General features: G+C 44.7%; 25 protein-coding genes. All 25 read left to right on the plus strand.

From position 1 onward, the window contains the following. The first annotated feature begins 131 nt into the window (after positions 1-131). Positions 132-482, plus strand: coding sequence for an Asp23/Gls24 family envelope stress response protein (locus CUS_RS14765; RefSeq protein WP_002852288.1), 351 nt, complete (start codon positions 132-134; stop codon positions 480-482). Positions 483-505: 23 nt separating this feature from the next. Beyond that, complete coding sequence (gene nusB, locus CUS_RS14770) at positions 506-919, plus strand: transcription antitermination factor NusB (protein WP_002851956.1); 414 nt, start codon at positions 506-508, stop codon at positions 917-919. Further along, positions 919-1,860, plus strand: coding sequence for a peptidase M22 (locus CUS_RS14775; protein WP_002852216.1), 942 nt, complete (start codon positions 919-921; stop codon positions 1,858-1,860). Before nusB ends, CUS_RS14775 begins: the two co-directional genes overlap by 1 nt. Then, positions 1,857-3,047 (plus strand): exodeoxyribonuclease VII large subunit, encoded by a 1,191-nt coding sequence (gene xseA, locus CUS_RS14780; protein WP_002852213.1) that lies wholly within the window; start codon positions 1,857-1,859, stop codon positions 3,045-3,047. The genes CUS_RS14775 and xseA overlap by 4 nt, the downstream gene beginning before the upstream one ends. A 63-nt stretch (positions 3,048-3,110) precedes the next feature. After that, entirely contained in the window at positions 3,111-3,299 is a 189-nt protein-coding gene (gene xseB / locus CUS_RS14785; RefSeq protein WP_002851958.1) for an exodeoxyribonuclease VII small subunit, read from the plus strand. Then, on the plus strand, positions 3,292-4,185 hold the full coding sequence (locus CUS_RS14790; RefSeq protein ID WP_002852066.1) for a polyprenyl synthetase family protein: 894 nt from the start codon (positions 3,292-3,294) through the stop codon (positions 4,183-4,185). Before xseB ends, CUS_RS14790 begins: the two co-directional genes overlap by 8 nt. A gap of 24 nt (positions 4,186-4,209) precedes the next feature. After that, positions 4,210-6,060 carry a 1-deoxy-D-xylulose-5-phosphate synthase gene (gene dxs / locus CUS_RS14795; RefSeq protein WP_002852336.1) on the plus strand — a complete coding sequence of 617 codons (1,851 nt, stop codon included), beginning with the start codon at positions 4,210-4,212 and terminating at the stop codon, positions 6,058-6,060. Next, positions 6,050-6,841, plus strand: a complete 792-nt coding sequence (locus CUS_RS14800) for a TlyA family RNA methyltransferase (RefSeq protein ID WP_002852228.1) — start codon at positions 6,050-6,052, stop codon at positions 6,839-6,841. The genes dxs and CUS_RS14800 overlap by 11 nt, the downstream gene beginning before the upstream one ends. 1 nt (position 6,842) lies before the next feature. Next, on the plus strand, positions 6,843-7,706 hold the full coding sequence (locus tag CUS_RS14805) for an NAD(+)/NADH kinase (protein ID WP_002851983.1): 864 nt from the start codon (positions 6,843-6,845) through the stop codon (positions 7,704-7,706). Further along, positions 7,706-8,182, plus strand: coding sequence for an arginine repressor (argR, locus tag CUS_RS14810; RefSeq protein ID WP_227945480.1), 477 nt, complete (start codon positions 7,706-7,708; stop codon positions 8,180-8,182). The genes CUS_RS14805 and argR overlap by 1 nt, the downstream gene beginning before the upstream one ends. Beyond that, positions 8,183-9,850, plus strand: coding sequence for a DNA repair protein RecN (gene recN, locus CUS_RS14815; RefSeq protein ID WP_002852141.1), 1,668 nt, complete (start codon positions 8,183-8,185; stop codon positions 9,848-9,850). A 144-nt stretch (positions 9,851-9,994) separates the two neighbouring features. Beyond that, the gene (thyX, locus tag CUS_RS14820; protein ID WP_002852347.1) at positions 9,995-10,774 is read left to right on the plus strand and encodes an FAD-dependent thymidylate synthase; all 780 of its coding nucleotides are present in this window, start codon (positions 9,995-9,997) and stop codon (positions 10,772-10,774) included. Continuing rightward, entirely contained in the window at positions 10,767-11,420 is a 654-nt protein-coding gene (locus CUS_RS14825) for a dTMP kinase (RefSeq protein ID WP_002852204.1), read from the plus strand. The genes thyX and CUS_RS14825 overlap by 8 nt, the downstream gene beginning before the upstream one ends. 2 nt (positions 11,421-11,422) lie before the next feature. Then, entirely contained in the window at positions 11,423-12,325 is a 903-nt protein-coding gene (locus CUS_RS14830; protein ID WP_002852189.1) for a DUF2156 domain-containing protein, read from the plus strand. Positions 12,326-12,340: 15 nt separating this feature from the next. Beyond that, positions 12,341-12,886, plus strand: a complete 546-nt coding sequence (locus CUS_RS14835; protein ID WP_002851955.1) for a DJ-1 family glyoxalase III — start codon at positions 12,341-12,343, stop codon at positions 12,884-12,886. Then, a complete protein-coding gene (locus CUS_RS14840) occupies positions 12,874-13,491 on the plus strand; it encodes a 5-formyltetrahydrofolate cyclo-ligase (RefSeq protein ID WP_002852360.1) in 618 nt (205 codons plus the stop codon). The genes CUS_RS14835 and CUS_RS14840 overlap by 13 nt, the downstream gene beginning before the upstream one ends. Next, positions 13,491-15,071: an endolytic transglycosylase MltG gene (gene mltG / locus CUS_RS14845; RefSeq protein ID WP_050792244.1), complete on the plus strand. Its 1,581-nt coding sequence runs from the start codon at positions 13,491-13,493 to the stop codon at positions 15,069-15,071. Before CUS_RS14840 ends, mltG begins: the two co-directional genes overlap by 1 nt. Before the next feature lie 12 nt (positions 15,072-15,083). After that, positions 15,084-16,301: a peptidase U32 family protein gene (locus CUS_RS14850; RefSeq protein ID WP_002852339.1), complete on the plus strand. Its 1,218-nt coding sequence runs from the start codon at positions 15,084-15,086 to the stop codon at positions 16,299-16,301. A 184-nt stretch (positions 16,302-16,485) separates the two neighbouring features. Further along, positions 16,486-17,259: a nickel pincer cofactor biosynthesis protein LarB gene (gene larB, locus CUS_RS14855; protein WP_002852086.1), complete on the plus strand. Its 774-nt coding sequence runs from the start codon at positions 16,486-16,488 to the stop codon at positions 17,257-17,259. Continuing rightward, entirely contained in the window at positions 17,240-18,472 is a 1,233-nt protein-coding gene (gene larC, locus CUS_RS14860) for a nickel pincer cofactor biosynthesis protein LarC (RefSeq protein ID WP_002852285.1), read from the plus strand. The genes larB and larC overlap by 20 nt, the downstream gene beginning before the upstream one ends. Positions 18,473-18,476: 4 nt before the next feature. Continuing rightward, positions 18,477-19,121 (plus strand): flavodoxin family protein, encoded by a 645-nt coding sequence (locus tag CUS_RS14865; protein ID WP_002852044.1) that lies wholly within the window; start codon positions 18,477-18,479, stop codon positions 19,119-19,121. A gap of 30 nt (positions 19,122-19,151) precedes the next feature. Continuing rightward, positions 19,152-20,666: a CotH kinase family protein gene (locus CUS_RS14870; protein ID WP_002852090.1), complete on the plus strand. Its 1,515-nt coding sequence runs from the start codon at positions 19,152-19,154 to the stop codon at positions 20,664-20,666. Between the two features lie 80 nt (positions 20,667-20,746). Beyond that, entirely contained in the window at positions 20,747-21,139 is a 393-nt protein-coding gene (locus CUS_RS14875; RefSeq protein ID WP_002852338.1) for a pyridoxamine 5'-phosphate oxidase family protein, read from the plus strand. Positions 21,140-21,276: 137 nt separating this feature from the next. After that, positions 21,277-23,100, plus strand: coding sequence for an ABC transporter ATP-binding protein (locus CUS_RS14880; protein WP_037277671.1), 1,824 nt, complete (start codon positions 21,277-21,279; stop codon positions 23,098-23,100). After that, positions 23,072-24,877, plus strand: a complete 1,806-nt coding sequence (locus CUS_RS14885; RefSeq protein WP_100084600.1) for an ABC transporter ATP-binding protein — start codon at positions 23,072-23,074, stop codon at positions 24,875-24,877. Before CUS_RS14880 ends, CUS_RS14885 begins: the two co-directional genes overlap by 29 nt. The last annotated feature ends 38 nt before the right edge of the window (positions 24,878-24,915 follow it).

Genomic DNA, 24,915 nt, shown 5'->3' on the forward strand with positions numbered 1-24,915 from the left:
AATAAAAAATTGTTAACTTATAAAAAAAACACGTAAAAATACTTGTATCTATGAGAAAAATATGTTATAATAATCTCAAGTATACAGTTATAGGGTGCTGTGCCCTCAGCTTAATGACGGGAGGTCTAATTATGTCAGAAAATACCAATAAGGTCGAGAAAAGTCTTCACATAAATCAGGACGTTATCGCGCAGATAATTACCAACTCTATTACCGAGATAGACGGCGTTTACGGCGTTGCGCCTGTAATGAAGACCCCCAGACAGATCTGGCTCAGACAGGAGAGTATGGGAAATATAAGGATAGGTCTGGTCGATGATGTGCTTTCTGTTTCCATCGGCGTTATACTCAACAACGGTACTAATGCCATAGCTGCTGCTGAGCAGATACAGGAGCAGATCAAGAGTTCGGTGCAGACCATGCTGGGGCTCACTGTCGCAAAAGTCAATGTAACTGTTTGCGGTGTACATTTTACCGAATAATAAATTTTGTTAGGAGTGTTCGTGTGGCAAGTAGACATGATATAAGACAGGCTGCTTTTTTGCTGTCTTTTGAAAAACTCTTTTTAGACGAGGAGCTGGAATCTCTATTTGAAGGTGCTGAGGAACTTGGCGAATTTTTACTGTTGAATGACGATGTAAAGGATCTTGTTCGCTGTGTCTTCGATAAGCAGGAAGAACTTGATTCAATAATCTCAAAGTATTCCGACAAACGTGCGCTGAACCGTATACCTAAAGTTGATCTGGCTGTGCTTAGGATAGCTATATATGAGGCACTTTATGATGATAAAGTCCCGGTTAACGTGGCTATAAGTGAAGCTGTCAGCCTGACTGAGAAGTATGCGCTGGAACCGGATGTTTCATTCGTTAACGGTCTGTTGGGTGCTTTTTCAAAAGAACTTAAAAAGGACGAGGGCTGATGGGGCTCTATCTTGGGATAGATACAAGTAATTACAGGACAAGCTGTGCGCTGTATGACAGTGTTACAGGTGATAACAAGTCATGCAGAAGACTGTTGCCCGTAAAGCAAGGTGAACGCGGACTGCGTCAGAGCGACGCTGTTTTCCATCATACAAAACAGCTGCCCGAACTAATGGAAGAACTGTTTGAGGAGCGCCGTACTCTTACGGGGTGTGCATATTCGTATGCACCAAGAGAAGTTGAGGGTTCTTATATGCCATGTTTTCTTGTGGGCGAGAATGTTTGCAGAGCGGTGGCGGCAGCTGAATGTCTGCCAATAAGCTGCACATCTCACCAGAAAGGTCATGTACTGGCAGCACTCTATTCCTGCGGTAAGCTGGGGCTTCTTGATAATGACGAACCTTTTCTTGCATTTCATGTCAGCGGCGGCACGACAGATATGCTGCTTTGCAGACGGGATGAAGTAAAGGTCGTTTCTTTGACTGAGATAGGACATTCGTCTGACCTTAAGGCGGGGCAGTGCATAGACCGGCTTGCAGTAAGGCTCGGATTGCCGTTTCCCGGCGGCGAAGAACTTGAAAAACTCGCGCGAAACAGCAGCAGAGATTTTAAGATCAGACCTTCTGTAAAGGGGCTTGACTGCTCGCTGTCAGGTGTCGAGAACAAGTGCTGTAAGATGCTTGAAGCAGGTGAACCCCCCGAAGATGCTGCTAAATTCTGTCTGACATATATTTATGAAACGATACGCGCGATGACATCCGCGGGTATTGAAAAGTACGGCAGAATGCCTGTTATCTACGCGGGCGGAGTCATGGCAGACAGACTTATCGCTGATAAACTTGCAGAGCAGTTCGATGCTTATTTTGCATCTCCCGAACTGTCGGGCGACAATGCTGTCGGCATAGCAATATATGCGGCACTGAAAGGAAAAAAAGTATGAGCGTTCTGACAGTCAGCCAGCTAAACAAGCTGCTGGCGTTCAAAATAAAGCAAGAGTTGAAATTCAAAGGGGTTGCCGTCAAAGGCGAAATAGCTAATTTCAATGTGCATTACAAGACAGGTCACGCATTTTTCAGCATCAAGGACGAATCAAGTTCTATCAGATGTGTGATGTTTGCGGGTCGTGTAAAAAAACTTAAAGCGCTGCCTGCTGACGGAATGAGTGTGCTGGTGATGGGCGCCGCTGATGTATATGAACGTGACGGGATTTGTCAGATCAATGTGACGGATATCGCTGTTCTGGGTGACGAAGGCATAGTTCATGCACAGAATGAACTTGTCAAAGAAAAGCTGAAAAAACAGGGAGTTTTTGATCGATCACGCAAAAAGCCGATCCCGCTTGTGCCAAAGAAACTGGCGATAGTGACTTCACTTACAGGTGCGGCTTTACAGGATATACTGAATGTTGTCGGCAGGCGTTACCCTTTGTGCGTGGTGGAGGTCTATCCCGCAACAGTTCAGGGCGATACTGCACCCGAATCAGTTTGTAGGGCTTTGTATGCGGCTGATCTTAGCGGGGCAGATACGATAATATTGTCGCGCGGCGGCGGCTCTGCCGAAAGTCTTGAGGCGTTCAATGACGAGTCGGTAGTGCTGGCGGTAGCTGCCTGCAAAACGCCTGTCATTTCCGCTGTGGGGCATGAGATCAACACTACATTATCCGACTATGCAGCAGATATGCGTGCCCCAACGCCATCAGCGGCAGCTGAGATAGCTACGCCCGATATCAGTGAGATGTATTCGGCGCTGAGCGTTATGAGGGCGCGTCTTGACAGCAGTCTGGGCATTTATCTGCGCGGCAGGATGATAGATGTTGAAAGACTTGATACAAGGCTGAGATCTGTATCTCCTGCCAGAAGGGTCAACGAGTCCGAGAAGCGTCTGAGTGAGTTGGAAAAACATCTTAGAATGCTTATGGAAAACAGACTGAAAATATGCGATATGCGCCTTGAAAGAGGTGTATCTCAGCTTCAGATGCTAAGCCCTTTTAATGTTTTGAACAGGGGATATACACTGGTCGAGCGTGATGACAGGGCTGTCACGGCAGCATGTGAACTCAGTGATGGAGATGCCGTGAAAATCAGATTTGCTGACGGAAGTGTTGATGCTGTGATAAAAAAGAATTAGAAGATCTCCCAAGAAATGCGTTGAATGTACGCGTGAGATCTGTAGACCGAGAGGCTGATATAAATGACTTTTGAAGATAATCTTAAAAGACTTGACGAGATCGTCAGACAGCTTGAAAGTGACAAGCTGCCACTTGACGAAGCACTTGAACTCTACAAAGAGGGCGTAGGGTTGACGGTGGAGAGCAAAAAGGCTCTTGAAAACGCTAAGCTGACCGTAAAAACTATGAACGGAGATAACGAAAATGACTGAGAATAACAAGCTGCTGATGAAAGCATATGCTGATAAAGTCGATGAGCAGCTGCTGAAATTTACAGAAAATAAGCCCGAATTGCAGGGCGTTGTGCTCGAAGCTATGGAGTATTCACTGACAGCCGGCGGCAAGCGCTTAAGACCTATGCTGATGCTGGAATTTTATCGTATGTGCGGCGGCGAAGACCTTGATAAAATGTTGAAACTCGCATGTTCGGTCGAACTTATACACACCTATTCGCTGATACATGACGATCTGCCCTGTATGGACGATGATGATTACAGGCGCGGCAAACCATCGTGTCACAAGGCTTTTCCTGAGAATATCGCGCTGCTTGCCGGTGATGCACTGAACACCCTGGCATTTGAAGTTATCTCTGAATGTGCAATGGAAGGTACTATTTCTGCTGACAAGGCTGTTATGCTGATATCAGTGCTTTCCAAAGCCATCGGCACTGACGGCATGATCGGCGGTCAGGTCATCGATCTGCAAACTGAGAATGAGGAGATAAGCATAGAAACGCTGAACACTCTTCAGTCTTGCAAGACAGGTGCGCTGATAGAAGCTGCCTGCGTTATGGGTGTTATCGCAGCAGGAAGGCTTGACCTGATACCTGCGGCGGCAGACTATGCACAGGCTATGGGCAGGGCTTTTCAGATAGTTGATGATATCCTCGATGTCACAGGCACTTTTGAAGAGCTTGGCAAGCCGATCGGCAGCGACAGCGAACAGCACAAGAACACTTATGTTTCTTTGCTGGGTCTTGAAAGGTCAAAACAGGTAGCATCTCAGCTGACTGTTCAAGCGCTGGCACATATCAAAAAGTTTGATAATAGTGAATTTATGTATGAGCTGACACAGGAACTGCTTGACAGACGCTCATGATCTGTACGGAGGGATTTTAAGATTATGGCTGAAAACAAAGCAGATCTTTACAGATTGAAACTGCCGGAAGACCTGAAAAAGCTGAGTTTTGCGCAGTGTGATGATCTTTGCAGACAGATAAGGACACTGCTTATCAAGACCGTTTCAAAAAATGGCGGTCATCTTGCATCAAATCTTGGTACAGTTGAACTGACTGTTGCTCTGCACAGAGTATTTGAGTCACCTAAGGACAAGATAGTCTGGGATGTCGGGCATCAGGCATACACTCACAAGATAGTGACAGGCAGGCTCGACAAATTTGCCACACTCCGTCAGGAGGGAGGTATATCAGGTTTTTGCAGACCCGATGAATCTGAGCATGACGCATTTATCAGCGGTCACAGTTCAAATTCTATCTCAGCTGCACTGGGTATAGCTTATGCCAAAAAGCTGCAAGGTGACGAACATCATGCCATTGCTGTTCTGGGCGATGGCGCAATGTCTGGCGGATTGAGTTATGAAGGACTCAATAACGCGGGCAAAAGTGAAACAAACATTATCGTTATACTCAATTATAACGAGATGTCTATTTCACGCAACGTTGGCAGTATGGCAAAATATCTTTCGCAGATGCGCACAAAAAGTTCCTATTTAAAGACAAAGACTGCCGTTGAACGGGTACTTGATGTGACTCCTGTAGTGGGTCAGCCTGTAAAGAAAGTCGTGCGTTCGTCGAAGAACGCATTCAAGAACATGCTGCTTCACAGCACATTCTTTGAAGATATGGGCTTTGAGTTCATCGGACCTCTCGATGGTCACAACATTGAAGAACTTGAGGCAGGACTCAGGACAGCAAAAGCGATGCACAAGCCTGTTTTCGTGCATGTGAATACTGTCAAGGGCAAGGGCTATGCTCCTGCTGAAGCAAATCCGGGTGAGTTTCACGGAGTCGGTTCATTCGAGATATCAACAGGTAATCCTGATGTTGTCAGCGCCGACAGCTTTTCATCTGTAATGGGCAAAGAACTTTGCAGGCTGGCAAGAGCTGACAAGCACATTTGTGCTATAACTGCCGCAATGAAATACGGCACCGGTCTGCAATATTTTGCGAAAAATTTCCCGGAAAGATTTTTTGATGTAGGTATTGCTGAGGAACATGCAGTGACATTCTGCGGAGGACTCGCTTCTTCCGGTATGATACCTGTTTTTGCAGTCTACTCGACTTTTTTACAGCGCAGCTACGACCAGATCATACACGATCTCTCAATTGGAGGACTTCATGCCGTCATCTGTGTTGACCGCGCGGGTATAGTCGGAAGTGACGGCGAAACACATCAGGGTATTTTTGATATTTCTTACCTGACATCGATCCCGAATGTTACTGTTTATTCTCCGTCAAACTATGATGAACTTCGGCTTTGTCTAAAAAAGGCTGTACTGGAGGATAAGGCTATCTCTGTAGTCAGATATCCGCGCGGACGCGAGGCTTCAAACAAAGTGCTTGACAGTGCAGGTACGGGTCATGTTCATATAAAAAATGGCGGAAATTCGCTGATACTGACTTATGGCAGAATGTTTGATAATGTATCTGCCGCTGTCGGAAAGCTGGGCAAAGACGGCTTAAAATGTGATGTGCTCAAACTTGTAAAAATATTCCCTATAGAAGATGAGATCGTTAAGATAATCAAAGAGTATGATAAGGTATACTTCTTTGAAGAAGCCTATAAGTTCGGATCGTTATCTGAAAAAATTGCGGCAGAGTGCGGTAACATAGAAGCATTCGCTATCGGTGATTATGTTCATCATGGTGAAACGGCTGATCTGCTTGACGAACTTGGGCTGTCTGCTGAAAAGATCTATAGAGTGATGAAAGAGAGGTCAAGCCATGCGACTTGACATTTATCTGACCGAAAAAGGTCTGGCAAAGAGCCGTGAACGTGCAAAGACGATGATAAAAGCAGGTTGTGTAAAAGTAAGCGGAACTGTTTGCACAAAGCCGTCGGCTGATGTGGCTGATGGTGCTGAGATCGAAGTCGATGACAGTGATTTCGGCTATGTCGGGCGTGGGCTGATAAAGCTGGAAACTGCTTTTCAGGCATTTTCGCTTGATATAAGCAGGATGGTATGTGCTGATATAGGCGCTTCTACAGGCGGGTTTACACAGTGTATGCTCAGTCGCGGTGCAAGACTTGTATATGCGGTAGATGTAGGTCACGGTCAGCTTGACGAAAGCCTTGTCTGTGACGAACGGGTGGTCAATATGGAGGGTGTAAATGCAAGATACCTGACTGCTTCTGATTTCTCCGAACTTCCCGATCTTATCAGCGTTGACCTGTCATTTATCTCGCTGACACTTGTGATGCCTGCGCTGGCAGACTGCCTTAAGGTCGGCGGAAAGATGGCTGTACTTATAAAACCTCAGTTTGAAGCAGGCAAGTCAGCACTGAACAAAAAGGGTGTTGTCAAAGATAAAAAAGACCACATCAGGGTCATAAACTGCATGCTTTCACTTTTTGAACGCTGTGGACTTTCGGTGGCAGGAATTGTGCCGTCTGAGATAACAGGCGGCGATGGCAACAGGGAGTATCTGGCATGCCTTGAAAAGAACATCGATCTGAAAACGGCGGCGATTGACGTGAAAAAGCTGGTTGATAAGGCTTTTTTAGTAGGTGAGTAAAATGAAAGTTTTTTTATATCCAAATCTCGGTAAGACTAACTGCGGCGAATATACAGTCGAGGCTTGTAATGTGCTGCGAAGCTGTGGTATAGAATATTCTGTCAGCGAAAAGTACAAAGAGGTATTTGCTGATGTTCACGGAATGAACTTTGGTTCGACCGAAGAGTGTATGGACAATGCAGATATCATCATAGCCATCGGCGGCGATGGTACGATACTTAAGTGTGCGGGCAGGGCTTCAAAGCTGAAAACACCTATTCTCGGTATAAACTGCGGAAGGCTCGGCTTTATGGCTTCACTTGAACATTCGCAATTGCATCTGCTAAGAAATCTTACTGACGGCAATTACACAATCAGCAGACGAATGATGCTTAAAGCATCTGCCAGCGGCGGTGAAGAAATCTACACGGCACTTAACGATGTGGTCGTGTCACGCTCGGACGACTGTAAAATATCGGATTTTGAAGTCATAAAGGACGATCAGACAGTTTCGCTGCTGAGGGCAAATGGAGTTATATTCTCCACCGCCACAGGTGCGACTGCCTACTCAATGTCTGCCGGCGGACCTATAATCGAGCCTGAGATGGAGTGCATCGAATTTACACAGATATGCCCACACTCGCTTTTTGCACGTTCTATGATCTTCAAATCTGACAGTCAGATCACTGTCAGATGTCATACTGCCGACAACGCCCACGTTCACCTCAATGTGGACGGAAACATCGTATACAGGCTATCTGACGGTGACGAGATCAACATCAGCCGCGCAGATGAAAGTCTGGATATAATCGATATAAGCGGCGGCAGCTTTTTCTCGTCAGTCAATTCAAAACTGATGAGACCCCTTAAAGATACGGAGGGATAGTGTTGAAATCTAAAAGACATGAACTTATTCTCCAGCTTGTTCAGAACAGCTATATCGACACGCAGGAGAGTCTTCGGGCTGAACTTGAAAAGAGCGGAATGTTCGTTACACAGGCAACACTCTCCAGAGATATCAAAGAACTCTCGCTGATAAAGATAACCGACGATATGGGCAACAGCCGCTATGCAGTCCCAAAACTAAGAAAAGAGGGGCTTAAACGCGGAAACAGTGAAACTTTCAGTCTGCTGCATTCTGCAGTGGTAAGTGTAGACCATGCTATGAACACGGTGGTGATAAAGTGCCATGTGGGTATGGCACAGGCGGTATGTGCAAAGCTGGACGGAACGGATATCGAGAATTCTGTGGGTACTATTGCAGGAGATGACACTATCTTTATGCTCATGCGTACACAGAAGGACGCTGAACGGCTTGTACGTGAGCTGAATATTATTTTGTACAGCAAGGACGAAAAATAAATGTTAAGTGAACTTTATATCGAAAATCTTGCAGTTATTGAAAAAGCATCTATCGAATTTACATCGAGTTTCAACGCATTCACGGGCGAAACAGGTGCAGGTAAATCCATACTGATAAACGGCATAAATGCCATTCTCGGACAGCGTGTTACAAAGGATATCGTCAGGACCGGTGCCGATAAAGCAATAATTTCAGGGCTTTTTACCGATATCGGAAAGGATATCGCAGAGCATCTGGCAGAAATGGGTATAGATTGTGAAGAAGGACAGCTTTTCCTGACCCGTGAGATACGGTCTGACGGGGGAAGTGTTGCGCGGATAAATCAGCGTGCTGTGAATATTTCTCTGCTGAGAGATATAGGTGGCATGCTTGTGAATATTCATGGTCAGCATGACAATCAAATACTTATGGCACCTGAAAAGCACATAAATATCCTTGACAGTTATGCCGAAGCTGACGGGCTGATCGAGGATTACAGGCAGTCTTTCCACGAACTGCAAAATGTTGCAAAGCAGATCAACAGACTGAACAAAGAGCAAGGCAGGAAAGAGTTCAGGATAGCCGAACTGGAGGAGATCATCTCTGAGATAAACGCTCTGGATATCACCGATCCCGATGAAGAAAAACTTATTGCATCAGAACTGGAGATATCTAAAAACTCAGTCGCAATATCGGAGGCTGTCTATGCGGCAGACATGATGCTTTCGGGGGATGATGAAAATAAAGGTATATCAGAACTTGTCTCCGAATGCTCGGACAGGCTTGACGATTTTACTGATATAATGGCAGAACTGACACCGCTCTATGAACGACTCAACTCTGCTGCGATAGAACTTGATGATATCTCAAGAGAACTTTCAGGGATCCTTGACAGCCTTGATGTTGACCCAAAAAGATTTGATTGGCTCAATCAGCGTTCTGATGATCTGAGAAAGATTTGCAAAAAGTACGGACCTGAGCTTAGTGATGTCATGGAAACTCTGCGTAAAAGTGAAGAAGAACTTGCAGAACTGACAGGTTCCGAGCAAAGCATACAGGCGCTTGCTGACGAAAAGAATCGTCTGCTGACGGAAGTTTCACATAAAGCAAAGGTGCTTTCAGAATTCAGACGTGAGGCGGCAAAACGTTTTGTAAAACAGGTGACAGATGAACTGGAATTTTTGAATATGCCTAATGTCAGGCTGATAGTCAGCCAGGAAACAGGTAAACTTACCCTTAACGGAATGGACAGTGTAGAATTTCTGATCTCAGCAAACGTGGGAGAAGACCCGCGTCCGATAGCTAAGATCGCATCGGGCGGTGAACTCTCGCGTATTATGTTGGCACTTAAGAATGTCATCGCCGAGAAAGACTCTATCGATACGCTGATATTTGACGAGATAGACACAGGTGTCAGCGGGCGCGCAGCGCAAAAGATAGGTTTGAAACTGCGGCAGATCTCACGTCACAGACAGGTGCTTTGTGTAACTCATCTGGCGCAGATCGCTGTAATGGCAGATAATCACCTGCTGATCGAAAAAAATATTGTCGGTGACAGGACATCTACCAGCGTGAGAAAGCTGGATCACGAGGGCAGAAAGTACGAAATTGCCCGTATAATGGGCGGTGACAATATCACCGAACTTATGCTGGAAAACGCAGATGAATTGCTGAACAGTGTAAAATAAAAATGTTTTCATTCAAGCGGCAGAGTTTAACTGTCGCTTTTTTGTGTAATTTTCAGAAATTTTGACGCAAGTCACAATTTTAGTTGACTTAACACTGAAAAAGTGCTATAATAAAGTATCTATGAAATGAGGGGTGGAAGATTTATGAAGGTAATGCTGATAGCACATACGCCCGAACCTGAAAAAGTTATTGCTACTGCTGCAAAACTTTGTTATTCCAGCAGTGACATAGGTTCGCTGAAAGATGGGCTTGACGAGGAGAAGACTGCTGAATTTGTCAATATGCTGGCGATGATCGGGCATGAGAGCGTCATGGAACATGTCAGTTTCACCTTTGGTATAGAGGGTATATCCCGCGCATGTTCGCATCAGCTGGTGCGCCACAGGATAGCTTCCTATTCTCAGAAAAGTCAGCGTTATGTAAACGAGGACGGCTTTGATTTTATCATTCCGCCAGAGATAGAAGCCGTACCTGAGGCTAAGGCGATGTTTGAACAGTCTATGGCAGATGCGACTGCAAACTACAATAAGCTGGCTGATATACTTACTGAAAAACACAAAGCCGATCTAATTGCTATGGGGCAGGACGAGAAGACTGCATCAAGAAATGCTCGCAAAAAGGCAAATGAAGATGCAAGATTTGTTCTGCCGAACGCCTGCGAAACAAAGATAGTTGTAACAATGAATGTCAGAACGCTCTTCAATTTTTTTAAACACCGCTGCTGCAACCGCGCACAGTGGGAGATAAAAGCTGTAGCTGACGAGATGCTCAGACTTTGCTATGAAGCTGCACCAAATGTTTTCAGAAATGCAGGACCTTCATGTGTTATGACAGGACGATGTCCTGAAGGTAAAATGAGCTGCGGAAAAGTCAAGCAGATGCAGGAAGAATATAAAAATATGAAAGATGGTTTCAATGTCTGAATTGATAGTATTAGAAGGACTTGACGGCAGCGGAAAGTCCACTCAATTTGAAAAGCTGACGGAATATCTCAAAGGGAAAGACGTGAAGCTGAAAGCTATCAGCTTTCCTGATTATAATGATCCGTCTTCTACACTGGTACAGATGTATCTCAATGGTGAGATAGCAGGCAGTGCTGAGGCTGTTAATGCTTATGCGGCTTCCAGTTTCTATGCGGCAGACAGATATGTCAGCTACAAGAAATACTGGGAGAAGGATCACGCTGAGGGTAGTCTTATACTGGCGGCGAGGTATGTTACATCGAACTGTATCTATCAGATGACTAAGCTGCCCGAAGAACAGTGGGAGAGTTATCTCGAATGGCTGGAAGACTATGAGTATGAGAAACTCGGTCTGCCGAAGCCCACCAAAGTTATTTTTCTGGACATGCCTATCGAGATATCCCAGAAGCTTTTATCTGCCAGATATGACGGCGATGAGAGCAAAAAGGATATACACGAAAAGAATATAGAATTTCTTTATAAGTGCCGCAGTGCTGCACTTTTTACTGCCAAAAGACAGGGCTGGCATATCATTGAATGCGGCAGGGACGGCGAACCTCTCAGCATAGAGGAAATATTCGGTAAAATCATAGAATTGATAGGTTAAATATGTTTGATTTCAGAAAGATCAGGCTGTCAGACAGGGAAGAGGTAGTCAAAAGACTCAGTATATCCGACTTTAGAGGCTGTGAATACAGCTTTGCGAACAATTTCGCATGGCATCGGCTGAATGATTCTGTGGTCTGCATACATGGTGACTTTTACATTCTGATGGGTTTTGACAGCGGAGTACCGTATGTGATCTTCCCTGTGGGTGTAAGAAAAGATGATGATGGCAAAAAGCGTATAATAGCGCTCTTTGATGAACTTGAAGAGCACTTTGCATCAATGGGTCACAAGCTGATGATCTGTTCAGTGTCAGAGGAGGATATCCCTTGGCTCAAAGATGTTTATGGCGACAGAGTCAGTTTTGAATATGACAGAGGAAATTCCGATTACATCTACAAAGCGCAGGATCTTATAGAATTTGCAGGCAAGAGATTTCATGGTAAGCGAAACCACGTAAAGCGGTTTATGGATAATAACTGGAGTTTTGAAGCTATGACATCTGACAGCATAGATGAATGTGTGCTTTTTGCCGCAGAATTCTACAACAGCAGTGAAGATGAAAGCCGTTCTGCGGCGATAGAGCAGTTTGCAATACACAATTTTCTGATGAATTTTGATGAACTGGAACTTAAAGGCGGTATTCTCAGGGTCGATGGCAAGATCGTCGGTATGACCATTGGCGAACAGCTAAACAGTGATACCTTTGTGGTACATATCGAAAAGGCGAGAAGTGACATTAACGGTGCTTATCCAATGCTTTGCCAGCAGTTTGCCAGACTGAATGCGGCTGATCTAAGATATATAAACAGGGAAGAGGATATGGGCATCGAGGGACTCAGAAAGTCTAAAATGTCTTATCACCCTGAATTTTTGCTTAATAAGTATGTTGCGATCTTTAAATAGACGGAGGTTCAAATTATGGTATATGTTTTTCTTGCAAACGGTTTTGAAGAGTTGGAAGCTCTTGCTCCGATAGATATTCTCAGACGCGCAGGCGTTGAGGTGGTCACTGTCGGTGTTGACAGCACCGAGATAACTGCTTCGCATAAGGTTGTCTTTAACGCAGATACTACAGTTGACAAGATCACACTTGATGATAAGCTCGAAATGATAGTTTTGCCGGGCGGCATGCCGGGTACGCTGAACCTTGAAAACAATGACTATGTTCAGGCGGCGATAGACTACTGTGTAAAGAACGATAAATACGTATCAGCAATATGTGCGGCACCAAGCATACTGGGGCATAAAGGTCTGCTAAAAGGCAGAAAAGCTGTGTGCTTTCCGGGTTTTGAAAAGGATTTGGAAGGCGCTGAGATCGCTGAGATCGGTGTTGCTGAGGACGGAAAGTTCATTACAGCAAAGGGTGCAGGTGTCTGCATTGAGTTCGCACTGAAACTTGTTGAGAAGCTGGTATCTGCTGAAAAGGCTGATGAGATCAAAAGGGGGATACAATGTCAGAACTGACAAAAGCTGAATTGCGTGAATATTACAAAAAGATAAGAAAGAGCCTTACAAAAGAAGAGATGGATTACATCGAAAAAATGGTGTTCATCTGCTTTACTCAAAACGGACATTCCCATATTGACGGAGATAAATTGATCTATGTTTCAGGTGAGTTTGAGATAGGCACAAGGAAACTGATGGAGTTTTACCTGAAAGATGCTAAGCGCGGTTTGGGCAGAGTTCTTTGTCCGAGATGTGAAAAAGACTCTAATATAATGCACTTTTATGTCATAAACAGCTTTGATGATTTGGAAGTAGGCAGTTACGGGATCCTTGAACCGAAGTCTTACTGCGAACGTGTGGATGTATTTGATCGGCCGGTGTGCTTTGTGCCTGCGCTGAGTTGCGACAATAAAGGCTACAGACTGGGTTTCGGCAAAGGCTTTTATGACAGATTCCTTGCTGATTTCAAAGGCATTACTGTAGGTCTGTGCTGCGAACGCTGTGTAGCTGACGGAGAACTTCCTCATGATGAACATGATATCAATCTTGACTATGTTATCACTGAGCGTGGTTGGATAAAAGACCTGTGGACAAGATTAATAGAGAAAGGGTTACTAATATAATGAGTGATAAAAAGTTTGATATAGACGATCTTTTTAATGAGGATAACGACGACATTTCAAACAATAGCGAAAAAAAACATCAGAAGATCAGTTCTGATGAGATAGACGAACTGCTGGCATCTGTCAAAAAGAAGAACAGACCTTCTGAAATAAAAACTGATGAAGTTGTTGAGAACGTTATCGAAGAAACCGTCCCCGATGTTGCTGATAGTGAGTCTGATGTAGTTGCAGCAGTTCCTGTGATAGGTGATGAAAAGATACTGCCTGACGAAGCAAAGAAAGACAGTGAACTGAAAAAGCATTTCGGCAAAAACTCTGATGACGAAGAAGCTGAGGAAGAGGACGAAGACGAGGAGGAAACAAACAATACTCCCGTCAAAAAGGAAAACGAAAAGCATACCGATACCCCGAAAAAGAGAAAAAAACGTTCTAAAAAGGGCAGAAAGAAAAAGAAAAAAGGCGGTATAGGGTTCAATGGCTCTATATTTGGAGGTATAATCCTTGTTACCATAATACTGACTGTTTCGATGCTGCTGGCAGTTGGCGGTCTGACTGTAGGTATGGAATTCTATGGTATAGGTAAGGACGAGAACGATATCTCTTTCAATATACCCGAAGGTTCTACTAATGAGGAGATAGCGGATCTGCTTTTTGAGAACGGCATTATCAAGAACAAGGATCTTTTCCTAATGGCCGTAAAACTTATGAAGCCTAAGAAGATCTATCCCGGTGATATTACACTTAAACCTTCTATGTCTTACTCGGATATAATCGAGGAAATGGAAGTTCAGAGAGAACGTTATGAAACTGTAACACTGACATTTATCGAAGGTTCTTATCTTGTTGATATTGCCGATCAGCTGGAACAAGCCAACGTTTGCTCGGCTGATGACTTCCTGTTTGAATTCAAGAAGGATCTGGGCTATAAATTTGAAAGTTATATTACAGACAACGAGAATGCTTTCTATTCCAGAGAGGGCTATTGCTTCCCCGACACCTACGAGTTTTATGTTGGTGACACGGCATACAATATCACTAAGATACTGAGAGAACACTTTGACTCAAAGATAACCGACAGCATGTATACCAAGATGAACAGCATGGGTCTTACACTGAATGATACCATGACACTTGCTTCGATCGTTCAGCTTGAAGCGGCTAACGTTGATGAGATGCCGAGAATTGCTTCGGTATTCCTTAATCGTCTGAAAGATCCCGACACTTTCCCGATGCTTCAGACTGATACCACTTACAAGTATATAGATCAGGTCATCAAGAAGAAAGCAGGCAACGATGACATGGTCGCTCACTTTACCGAGTATTATGATACCTACGCCATTGAGGGTCTGCCGGCAGGTCCTATATGCAACCCCGGTATCGAGGCTATAAATGCTGTTCTTAATCCTGAGAAGACCAATTACTATTACTTCTGCAACAACCTTGAAACAGGTGAAACATTCTATGCTGAAACTCTTGAAGAGCATGAAGCAAACCAGATCAAGGCAGGTCTGATAGAAGCTGTTGAAAACGACGAGGATACCGAAGAAGACAACGGCGAAGAGTACAACGAGTATTATTAAAAGGAAGATACTATGTCTGGATTACTGGAAATTCTGTCGCCTGTAGGCGATATGGAAAGACTGTATGCTGCGCTTGATTATGGCGCAGATGCGGTCTATCTTGGAGGAACTGCCTTTGGCATGAGGGCAGCTTCGGCTAAATTTACTCCTGAACTTCTGGCACAGGGGTGTGCAGAAGCACACCGTCGCGGCAAGCGGGTATACCTTACCTGCAATACACTGCCAAGAAACAACGAGATACCGCAGTTTGAGGGCTTTGTAAAGGGAGCAGTAGATGCAGGTGTCGATGCACTGATAATCACCGATCTAGGGCTTTTGTCGCTGGCTAAGAAATTCGCGCCCGATACTGAGATACATATCTCTACACAAGCGGGAGTGGTGAATTATGTCACTACAAATGAGTTCTATAACATGGGCGCAAAAAGAGTGGTGCTGGCAAGAGAACTGACGCTTGAGGAAGTTGCAGAGATAAGAGCTAAAACGCCTGATGAGTTGGAGATAGAGTGCTTTGTTCACGGCGCGATGTGTGTCAGCTTTTCGGGAAGATGTCTGCTTTCGCAGTACCTTACAAACCGCGATGCCAATCGCGGCGAGTGCGCACAGCCCTGTCGGTGGGGATATCATCTTATGGAGGAAAAACGCCCCAATGAGTTTTATCCGATATTCGAGGACGAGCAGGGAACTTTCATACTGAACGCAAAAGATATGTGTCTTATCGAGCATCTCGACAAGCTGGCTAAGGCAGGTGTCAACAGCTTTAAGATTGAGGGGCGTGCAAAGTCGTCCTACTACGTTTCAGTCATAACCAATGCTTATCGCAAAGCAATGGATATCTACAAAGCTGACCCTGACAATTACGTTCTTCCTCAGTGGCTTAAGGACGAGGTCTTCAAGGTCAGTCACCGCGCTTACTGCACAGGTTTTTTCTTTGGTCACCCGAAAGAGAGCCAGTATTATGAGAACAGCGGATATGTCAGAGAATATGATGTCGTGGCAATAGTTGATAAGTGTGAGAACGGCAGGATATTCGCTGAGCAGCGAAACAAGTTCAATCTTGGCGATGAGGTAGAAGTCCTTTCTCCTGATGGTGAACCTGAAAAGTTTACTGTAACAGAAATGTTTGATGAATATGGAAACTCCATAGAAACTGCAAATCATGCAGCTATGAGTTTTTCGATAGCATCTGAAAGGGTCTACCCGAGGAATTCCATAATACGTATAAAGAAATAAGCAAAACACCCGTCAGCAATGGCGGGCGTTTTTTATAGGATATGTTAAATGCTTGCTGTGAATTGAAAAGCGTTTAGTTGCATTCGATAATAATCGCTTTTAATATTTGTATGTATTTCGCATTGAAAAACAAACTGCAATATGTTATACTGATTGTAAATTCATGCAAAAGGGAGGAGCGGCTTTGGAACAGAGTGAACTGCTCAGTGTGCTGGAAAAAGTGGCAAATGGTGATATCTCGGTTGAAAATGCCATGCTTAGATTGAAGCAGCAACCGTTTTCAGATATCGGATATGCTAAAGTTGACCATCATCGAGGGCTCAGGCAAGGCACAGGTGAGGTCATTTATGGTGCAGGTAAAACTCCTGAACAGATATGCGGCATCATCAGTTCTATGCTGAAACACGGTCAGCACCGTGTACTGATAACAAGGCTCACGGTGGATGCCGCCGCTGCTGTTTCAGAAAAGTACAGTATTGACTATCATCCTGACTGCGGCATAGCTGTCATAGGCGGAAACAGACCCGCTGACGGTATTGGCAGGGTAGTTATATCCACAGGCGGTACCAGTGATATCCCTGTTGCCGAAGAAGCTGCACTTACCGCTGAATTTCTGGGAAATGAAGTCGTAAGGCTATATGATGTCGGTGTTGCAGGTATTCATAGGCTTATGGCTCACCTCGAGGAGATAATGTCTGCCACTGTGATAATCGCAATCGCAGGCATGGAGGGTGCGCTGGCAAGCGTGGTAGGCGGTCTTGCAGACTGCCCTGTGATCGCAGTTCCTACAAGTGTGGGCTACGGCGCGAGTTTCGGCGGATTGTCTGCTCTGCTATCAATGCTGAATTCCTGCGCAAGCGGGGTCAGTGTAGTTAACATCGACAACGGATTTGGTGCTGCCTACCAAGCAAGTATGATAAACCATATCGGGAGGAAAAATGAAAACACTCTACCTTGAATGCAGAATGGGTGCTGCGGGCGATATGCTTACGGCGGCATTGCTCGAACTGCTGCCTGACCGTAAGGCTTTTTTGGATAAGATGAACGCTCTGGGACTTGAAGGTGTGGACATCACTGCCGAAAAAGCCGAGATGCAGGGAATATTCGGAACACGGATACATGTTCATATTCATGGAGAAGAAGAGATATCCGAGGATATACATGAGCACCATCATCATGAGCATGAACATCATCACGAACATCACCATGAGCACCATAAAGAGCATCACCATCACAGCAGTCTTCATGATATCGAGCATATTATCTCTAACATGCCCATATCTGAGAAAGTACGTGAAGATGCTAGAGCGGTCTACCGACTTATAGCTGATGCTGAAGCAGATGTTCATGGCAGGAAAGTTGATGAGATACACTTTCATGAGGTAGGTACACTTGATGCTGTCGTTGATGTTGTGGGTGTGTGTCTGCTTATGGAGATGCTCTCACCTGACAGGGTAGTTGTTTCGCCTGTTCATGTCGGCAGTGGATATGTGAGATGTGCTCACGGGATTCTTCCTGTACCTGCACCTGCGACTGCTTATATTCTGCGTGGTGTACCTAGTTACGGAGGTGAGATAGAGGGCGAACTCTGCACCCCTACAGGTGCGGCTCTGCTTAAATATTTTGCTGATGAATTCGGTACCATGCCTGTGATGAAAACGGAAGCAGTAGGGTATGGTATGGGTCACAAAGAGTTTTCAAGACTTAATTGTGTCCGCGCTTTTTTGGGAGAAACCGAAGACAAAACAGACCGTATCTGTGAACTGGTCTGCAATCTTGATGATATGACGGGCGAAGATATAGGCTTTGCTGTTGAAACATTGCTGGCGGCAGGGGCAGCAGATGTATTCACTACACCGATCTCAATGAAGAAAAACCGTCCTGCTGTAATGCTGACTGTGCTTTGCAGAGAGGAACAGTGTGAAGCAATTCTTCCGCTGATATTCAGACACACTTCTACTATAGGTGTGCGTGAAAAACTATGTGAGAGGTATGTACTTGAACGTGAAGAATGCACTGTTCACACAAAATTCGGTGATATCAGTGTGAAAAAGTCCGGCGGATACGGTGTCATAAGAATAAAACCGGAATATGATGATATCTCACGCATAGCGGCTGAGAATGGACTCAGCTTAGATGAAGTCAGAAAGCTGATAGATAAAACGAGGTGAAAATATGAATATTATCGCTATAAATGCAAGCCCCAGAAAGAACTGGAACACAGCACAGCTGGTACGTGCCGCAGCAGACGGTGCCGCTCAGTCGGGTGCTGAAACTGAGGTCATCGACCTGTATTCGTTGGAGAGATACACAGGCTGTATCTCCTGTTTTGGGTGCAAGACAGAAAAACACGCGGGCGAATGTATCTGCAATGATGCACTCAAACCTGTGCTGAAAAAGATAAGTGATTCTGATGGTCTGGTCATTGGCACACCTAATTATCTGGGCGAAGCCAGTGCATCTTTCAGGGCATTGTATGAACGACTTATCTTCCAGTACTTGACTTACAATAATGAAAAGCCAAGCTGCAATACAAGACAGATACCTGTTTTATTTATAATGACAAGCAACGCCGATGACTCTGCTTACGAACAAGGCGGTTTCTATCACGAAATGGTCAGCAACTATCAGAGTACACTTAGCCGCTTTGTCGGACCTACAAAGGTACTTATAGCGGCTGATACGGTTCAGGTAAAGGATTATTCACGCTTTAACTGGACAATGTTTGACGGAGATGCAAAACAGCGCAGACATGATGCTATTTTTGCTGACCTTCTTGAAGAAGCAAAAGCCATTGGTTGCGAGATGGCAGGAAAATAACGGAATAAAATGGGTGAAAGGGATATTTAAATGAAGAGATCAATTGCGCTGATATGTGCTGTCTGTCTTATCGCTGCTGTTTTTGGCGGCTGCGCATCAAACAAAGAGGAGAATGGAAAGGAAAGTTCAGTGATCTCTTCTGCAAAAAATGAAAGCAGTATTGCAGAAGAACATGCAGAGGATCCAACTTTTGTGCTTGATGACACCCCTGTGATGGTTACCGAAACGCCGATGCCCGATCTTACAGAAGTCAAAGCGCAGTATGCCGAAAAAGAAGCAGATATATCTGCCATGTTTGAAGAGATCTCTGCATTGAAAGATGCTCCGTGTATCAACATCACTACCGAGAGCGACTATCCTGTGATATCTAAAGACTCTTATGTTGCAGGCATGATAGATGTGTTCAACTGTGATGATGCTTTCAAAATGACTGCGGCAGGAGGCGTAAAAGTAAGGGGTAATTCTTCGGCTGATCAGGGTGATGAAAAGCCGTACCGCATAAAATTTGAGGAAGAGCAGAACATGCTTGGACTCCATGATGGGAATGCCTATAAAAGCTGGGTGCTGCTGCGTTCCTACTGGAATCTTGGCACCGATTATACCGCGCAGAAGCTGGCAAAGACCATCTTTGACGGTAAATATTATAACACTGATATCATGTTTGTAAATCTCTACATAAACGGTGAATACAAAGGCATATACGACCTTTGCGAGCAAAATCAGGCTGCTGTCGGCAGAGTTGATGTGCATGAACCCAAAAAAGACGATAACAGTACAGAAATCGGTTATCTGCTGGAAATAGACAACTACCCTGATGAAACTCACCCATTTTTCGTGATGGACTATGAAGGTGCTGAAGCAGAGGATATCTCAGGTCAAAAGCGAAAGTTCGTTTCGGCTGAATACAGCATAAAGAGCGATATAAATACTCAGGGACAGCTTGACTTTATCGGTAATTACACCGCAGGTGTCTTTAAGATACTATATGAAGCTGCTGAAAATGATATCGCGATGAAATTCGATACAGCGTATAATGTCGTCACAGCTGATGACATGACTCCGCAGGAAGCTGTCAGCGCTGTGATAGATCTTGGATCACTGGCGGATATGCTGATACTTGAAGAACTTGTCCACAACTACGATGTGGGCGAGGGCAGTTTCTACATGGCAAGGGACTTTTCAGCTGACAGTGTCTACGAAAAGCTGACATTTTTAGCGCCCTGGGATTTCAACTGGGCTTACGAAGGCAATGCTGATGGTTCGTACTACGCCTGCACTTTTCAGCCTGAAGTTGGCAAACAGGATCGTTCCAACCCCTGGTTCATAACTGCAATGAAAGCTGAATGGTTCAAAGATATAGTAAAGGCAAGATGGTCTGAATTGTCTGAAAGCGGCGCTCTTCGTGAAACTGCCAAAAATGTTATCGAAGATTCAGGCAAATTGGAAAATGATTTAGGTGAGGACGCATGGAAGATAGACAAAGTGGTGGATATTATCAGTTTTGTCTATGGCAGGATAGACTTTCTTGATGACTGCTGGAAGTAATTCGTACTTGCAATTTTCAGAATGCTGTGCTATAATGATAATGCGGTCTTGTACCGCAAAATAACGAAAGGAATGATATCATGAAAGAAATACTCGAATATCTGAAAAGCTGCGGTACTTTTTACATCGCCACATGCGATGGTGATCAGCCCCGTGTAAGACCTTTTGGTGCTGTCTGCGAGTTTGAAGGGAAACTCTATATCATCACCAGCAATAAGAAAGATGTCTACAAGCAGATAACCGCTGACCCTAAAGTTGAGATAAGCGGCATGAAAGGCGGCACATGGATACGCCTGTCAGGTGAACTTGAAGAGGATACCCGCCGTGAAGCGAGAGTGGCTATGCTTGAAGCATACCCCGAACTCGGAAACATGTACAACGTTGATGACGGTGTAATGACAGTTTTCTCGTTCAAGAGCGGCAAGGCTGATATCTGCTCTTTCACTGATGCGCCAAAAAGCTATACTCTTTAAATAATGCTGATATAAACAGGCAGTTCTCATCACGAGAAGCTGCCTGTTTTATATTTAGCAGTTGAAATATTTCAGGAGATATGTTATAATAATTGGGTATCAACTGCGGCAAACTACGCAGCAATCAGGGAGATAATATGAAAAAAACTGAAAACAGACCGAGATTTGCAGGTAAAGCCTCGTTTTTGCGGTACGAACTCAAAGGTTCGCTGGGATTTTTTGTTGCGACAATGCTTCTTTCAGCCGCTGCCGCTTTGACCGAGCTTATTAATCCACGCATAATCTCTTGTGTGATAGACTATGTTATCGGAAACGAAGTTCTGCCCGAAAACGGCATCGAAAGTTTTTTTATCAGATCGTTCGGCGGCACAGAGTATATAGGTAAACATATTTACATACCTGCACTGGCTGTCATAGGTGTGGGGCTTTTATCAGCGGGAATAAAATATCTCAGCGGTGCATCAAACTCGGCGGGTGCTGAAAAATTCGTGAAAAGACTGCGCAACACACTTTATGCTCACACTGATAAGCTGCCGATGGCGTGGCATCAGAAAAATCCCGCAGGGGACATGATACAACGCTGTACCTCAGATGTTGAAACGGTCAAGAACTTTGTTTCGGCACAACTGACATCATTTGTGAGGATAATCCTGCTGATAGTTCTCAGCATGTTTTTTATGTTGAAGATAAATGTCAGGCTGACACTTATTGCCGCAGGATTTATCCCGATAATAGTGGGATATTCGCTGTTCTTCCATTCGCGTATCGGTAAGACTTTTATGAAAGCTGACAACGAAGAGGGCGTAGTGTCCTCTATAGTTCAGGAAAACCTGACGGGTATCAGAGTAGTCAGGGCTTTCGGAAAAGAAGCCTATGAGTGCGACAGGTTTATCACTAAAAACGAGAACTATACTATGCTTTGGGTTCGTATAATGCGAATACTCAGCATATTCTGGTCAATGGGCGACTTCATATCGGGACTTCAGGTCATGCTGGTGGTCATACTTGGTGCGGTATTATGCGTAAAAGACGATATCACAGCAGGTAATTACATAGCATTTGTTTCATATAACGCTATGCTGACATGGCCTGTCAGAGAACTGGGCAGAACTATAGCCGACCTCAGCCGCGCCGGAGTTTCAATAGACAGGATAATGTATATCATGAATTCAGTACCCGAAGAACTTGATGCGGGAAGTAAGGAGTTCAAAGAGGAAAGCGATGCTCTTATAAGTTTTGAGAAAGTTTCATTTTCTTACAAAGACGGCACAGATGTACTGACTGATATCGACCTTGAAGTTAAAAAAGGCGAGAAGATAGGCATTATCGGCGGTACAGGTTCAGGTAAAAGCACCTTGACAGACCTTCTGACACGACTTTGCGATGAAGATCGCGTCAGAGGTGTGATAAAGTTTATGGGCAGGGATATCAGAGAATATTCGCTGACCGATTACAGGCGGCGTTTCTCGAAGGTTCAGCAGGAACCGTTCCTGTTTTCAGGAACTATTGCTGAAAATATAGGCATATCCTGCGAAAATATAAGCCGTGAGCAGATCGATTCTGCTGCCCGCGATGCTGCACTTGACGGTATTATCGATACCTTCACAAACGGGCTGGACACTTATGTAGGCGAGAGGGGTGTAACACTTTCAGGCGGACAGAAACAGCGCTGTGCTATCGCGGCAGGGCTTGTAAAGAATGCAGATGTGCTGATACTTGATGACTCTTTTTCAGCACTTGATGCTGAAACCGATGAGCGAATAAGAAAAACGCTTTATGAAAAGTACAGCGGCATGACCATGATAATAATCGCTCACCGCATAACGACCATAGCGGGCTGTGACAGAATATATGTGCTTGACAAAGGCCGCGTGACCGATCACGGAACGCATCAGGAACTTATTTTAAGAAAGGGAATATACAGAGATATTTATGAATTACAATCGGGCAGGCAGATCTGATACACTGTCAATGATGGTGGAAGTCAGTAAGCCGTACAGAAAGAAAATGATCATTATGATAGTCGCGGGATTTATATGCAGTGCCTGTGACTCGGTTTTCCCATTGTTCAACAGGTATGCCCTCGATCATTATGTTGCAGACAAAACGCTGGATACGCTGAAAAAGTTTATTTTTCTTTATGTCCTGCTGTTGGTGATTCAAGTGGCGGGTTCATATATCTCAGCCATTCTGTGCGGTATGATAGAAGTTTCGGTGAACCGTGACCTGCGAAACAGATCTTTCAGACATATTCAGAAACTTTCACTTTCATATTTCAACAGCAACAGTGTCGGCTCTATCCATTCAAGAATAATGAGTGATACTTCAAAGATCGGAGAAACCGTTGCATGGCGATTGATGGATATTGTCTGGAGCGGCGCTTATCTGGTAAGTATACTGTTTAATATGCTTGTGATCTCGCCATCGCTGTTTCTGGCAGTGTTTCTGCTTATTATTGCGGCAGCGGTTATCTCAATGGTTTTCCAGGGAAAACTTATCAAAATAAACAGGCTTATCAGAGAGCAAAATTCTGTTATAACAGGCGACCTGAATGAGATGGTCACAGGTGTGCGTACTATAAAGACCATGACCATCGAGAAAAGGATGGAAAAGAAGTTCTTTGAAGACACAGAAAAAATGCGCAGTGTTTCTGTGCGTTCAGGCAGATTGTCAGCGCTGTTTTCATCGACTGTCAGCTTTGTAAGTGCACTGGCACTGTCAGTAGTGCTGTGGAAGGGTGGAAGACTGACCATCGAAAATGCCATGCTTATTGGTAATCTGTCGGTGTTCATGTCTTATGCACTGGGCATGTTGGGACCTGTGCAGAGTATCGTCAACACACTCTCGCAGTTTATTGCAATAAGGGCGAACTGGGAGAGATACATAAAGCTGATGGAAGTCAGCCCGGATGTTTCGGATACACCCGAAGTCATTTCCAGATACGGCGACTCTTTTGCACCTAAACGTGAAAACTGGGAACCAATGAAGGGAGATATCTTCTTTGATAATGTATCTTTCAGATACCCAGATGGTGATACTGAAGTGCTTACGAACTTCACACTGGATATTCCGAAAGGCAGTATGGTGGCAATAGTCGGTGAAACAGGCGCAGGCAAGTCTACACTGGTAAATCTTGTTTGCCGATTTTATGAACCAACAAAGGGCAGAGTACTGCTGGACGGCAAAGACCTCCGTGAACGCTCGGTCATGTGGCTGCACAGTCATATCGGCTATGTTTTACAGACACCTCACCTGTTTTCGGGGACTATCCGCGAAAACCTCATGTACGGCAAACCTGATGCCACTGAAGAAGAGATATATTCAGCACTGAAAGCTGTTTACGCTTTCGATATAGTTGAAGAACTTGAGGGCGGTCTTGACAGTATTGTAGGCGAGGGCGGAAACTCGCTTTCAACAGGTCAGAAACAGTTGATATCTTTTGCAAGGGCGGTGCTTGCCGACCCTGATATCCTTATACTGGACGAAGCAACGGCATCTGTTGATACCATTACTGAGAAGAAGATACAGTCAGCTATAAAGACGCTGACTGCCAACAGAACGACCTTTGTTATAGCACACAGACTTTCCACAATTGTCGATGCAGACATGATAATCGCAGTCAACAACGGTAAGATAGCTGAGCAGGGAAGTCATGCTGAACTGATGGCAAAGAAAGGCTATTACTACAGCCTCTACACCCGCCAGCATGAAGATATCGATCGCGTTCTTACCGACTGATATTAAAGTGAAAAAGACCAGGCAGAGATCAGAATCTC

The sequence above is a fragment of the Hominimerdicola alba 8 genome, from assembly GCF_000178155.2.
In the GTDB taxonomy this organism is placed as follows: domain Bacteria; phylum Bacillota; class Clostridia; order Oscillospirales; family Ruminococcaceae; genus Hominimerdicola; species Hominimerdicola alba_C.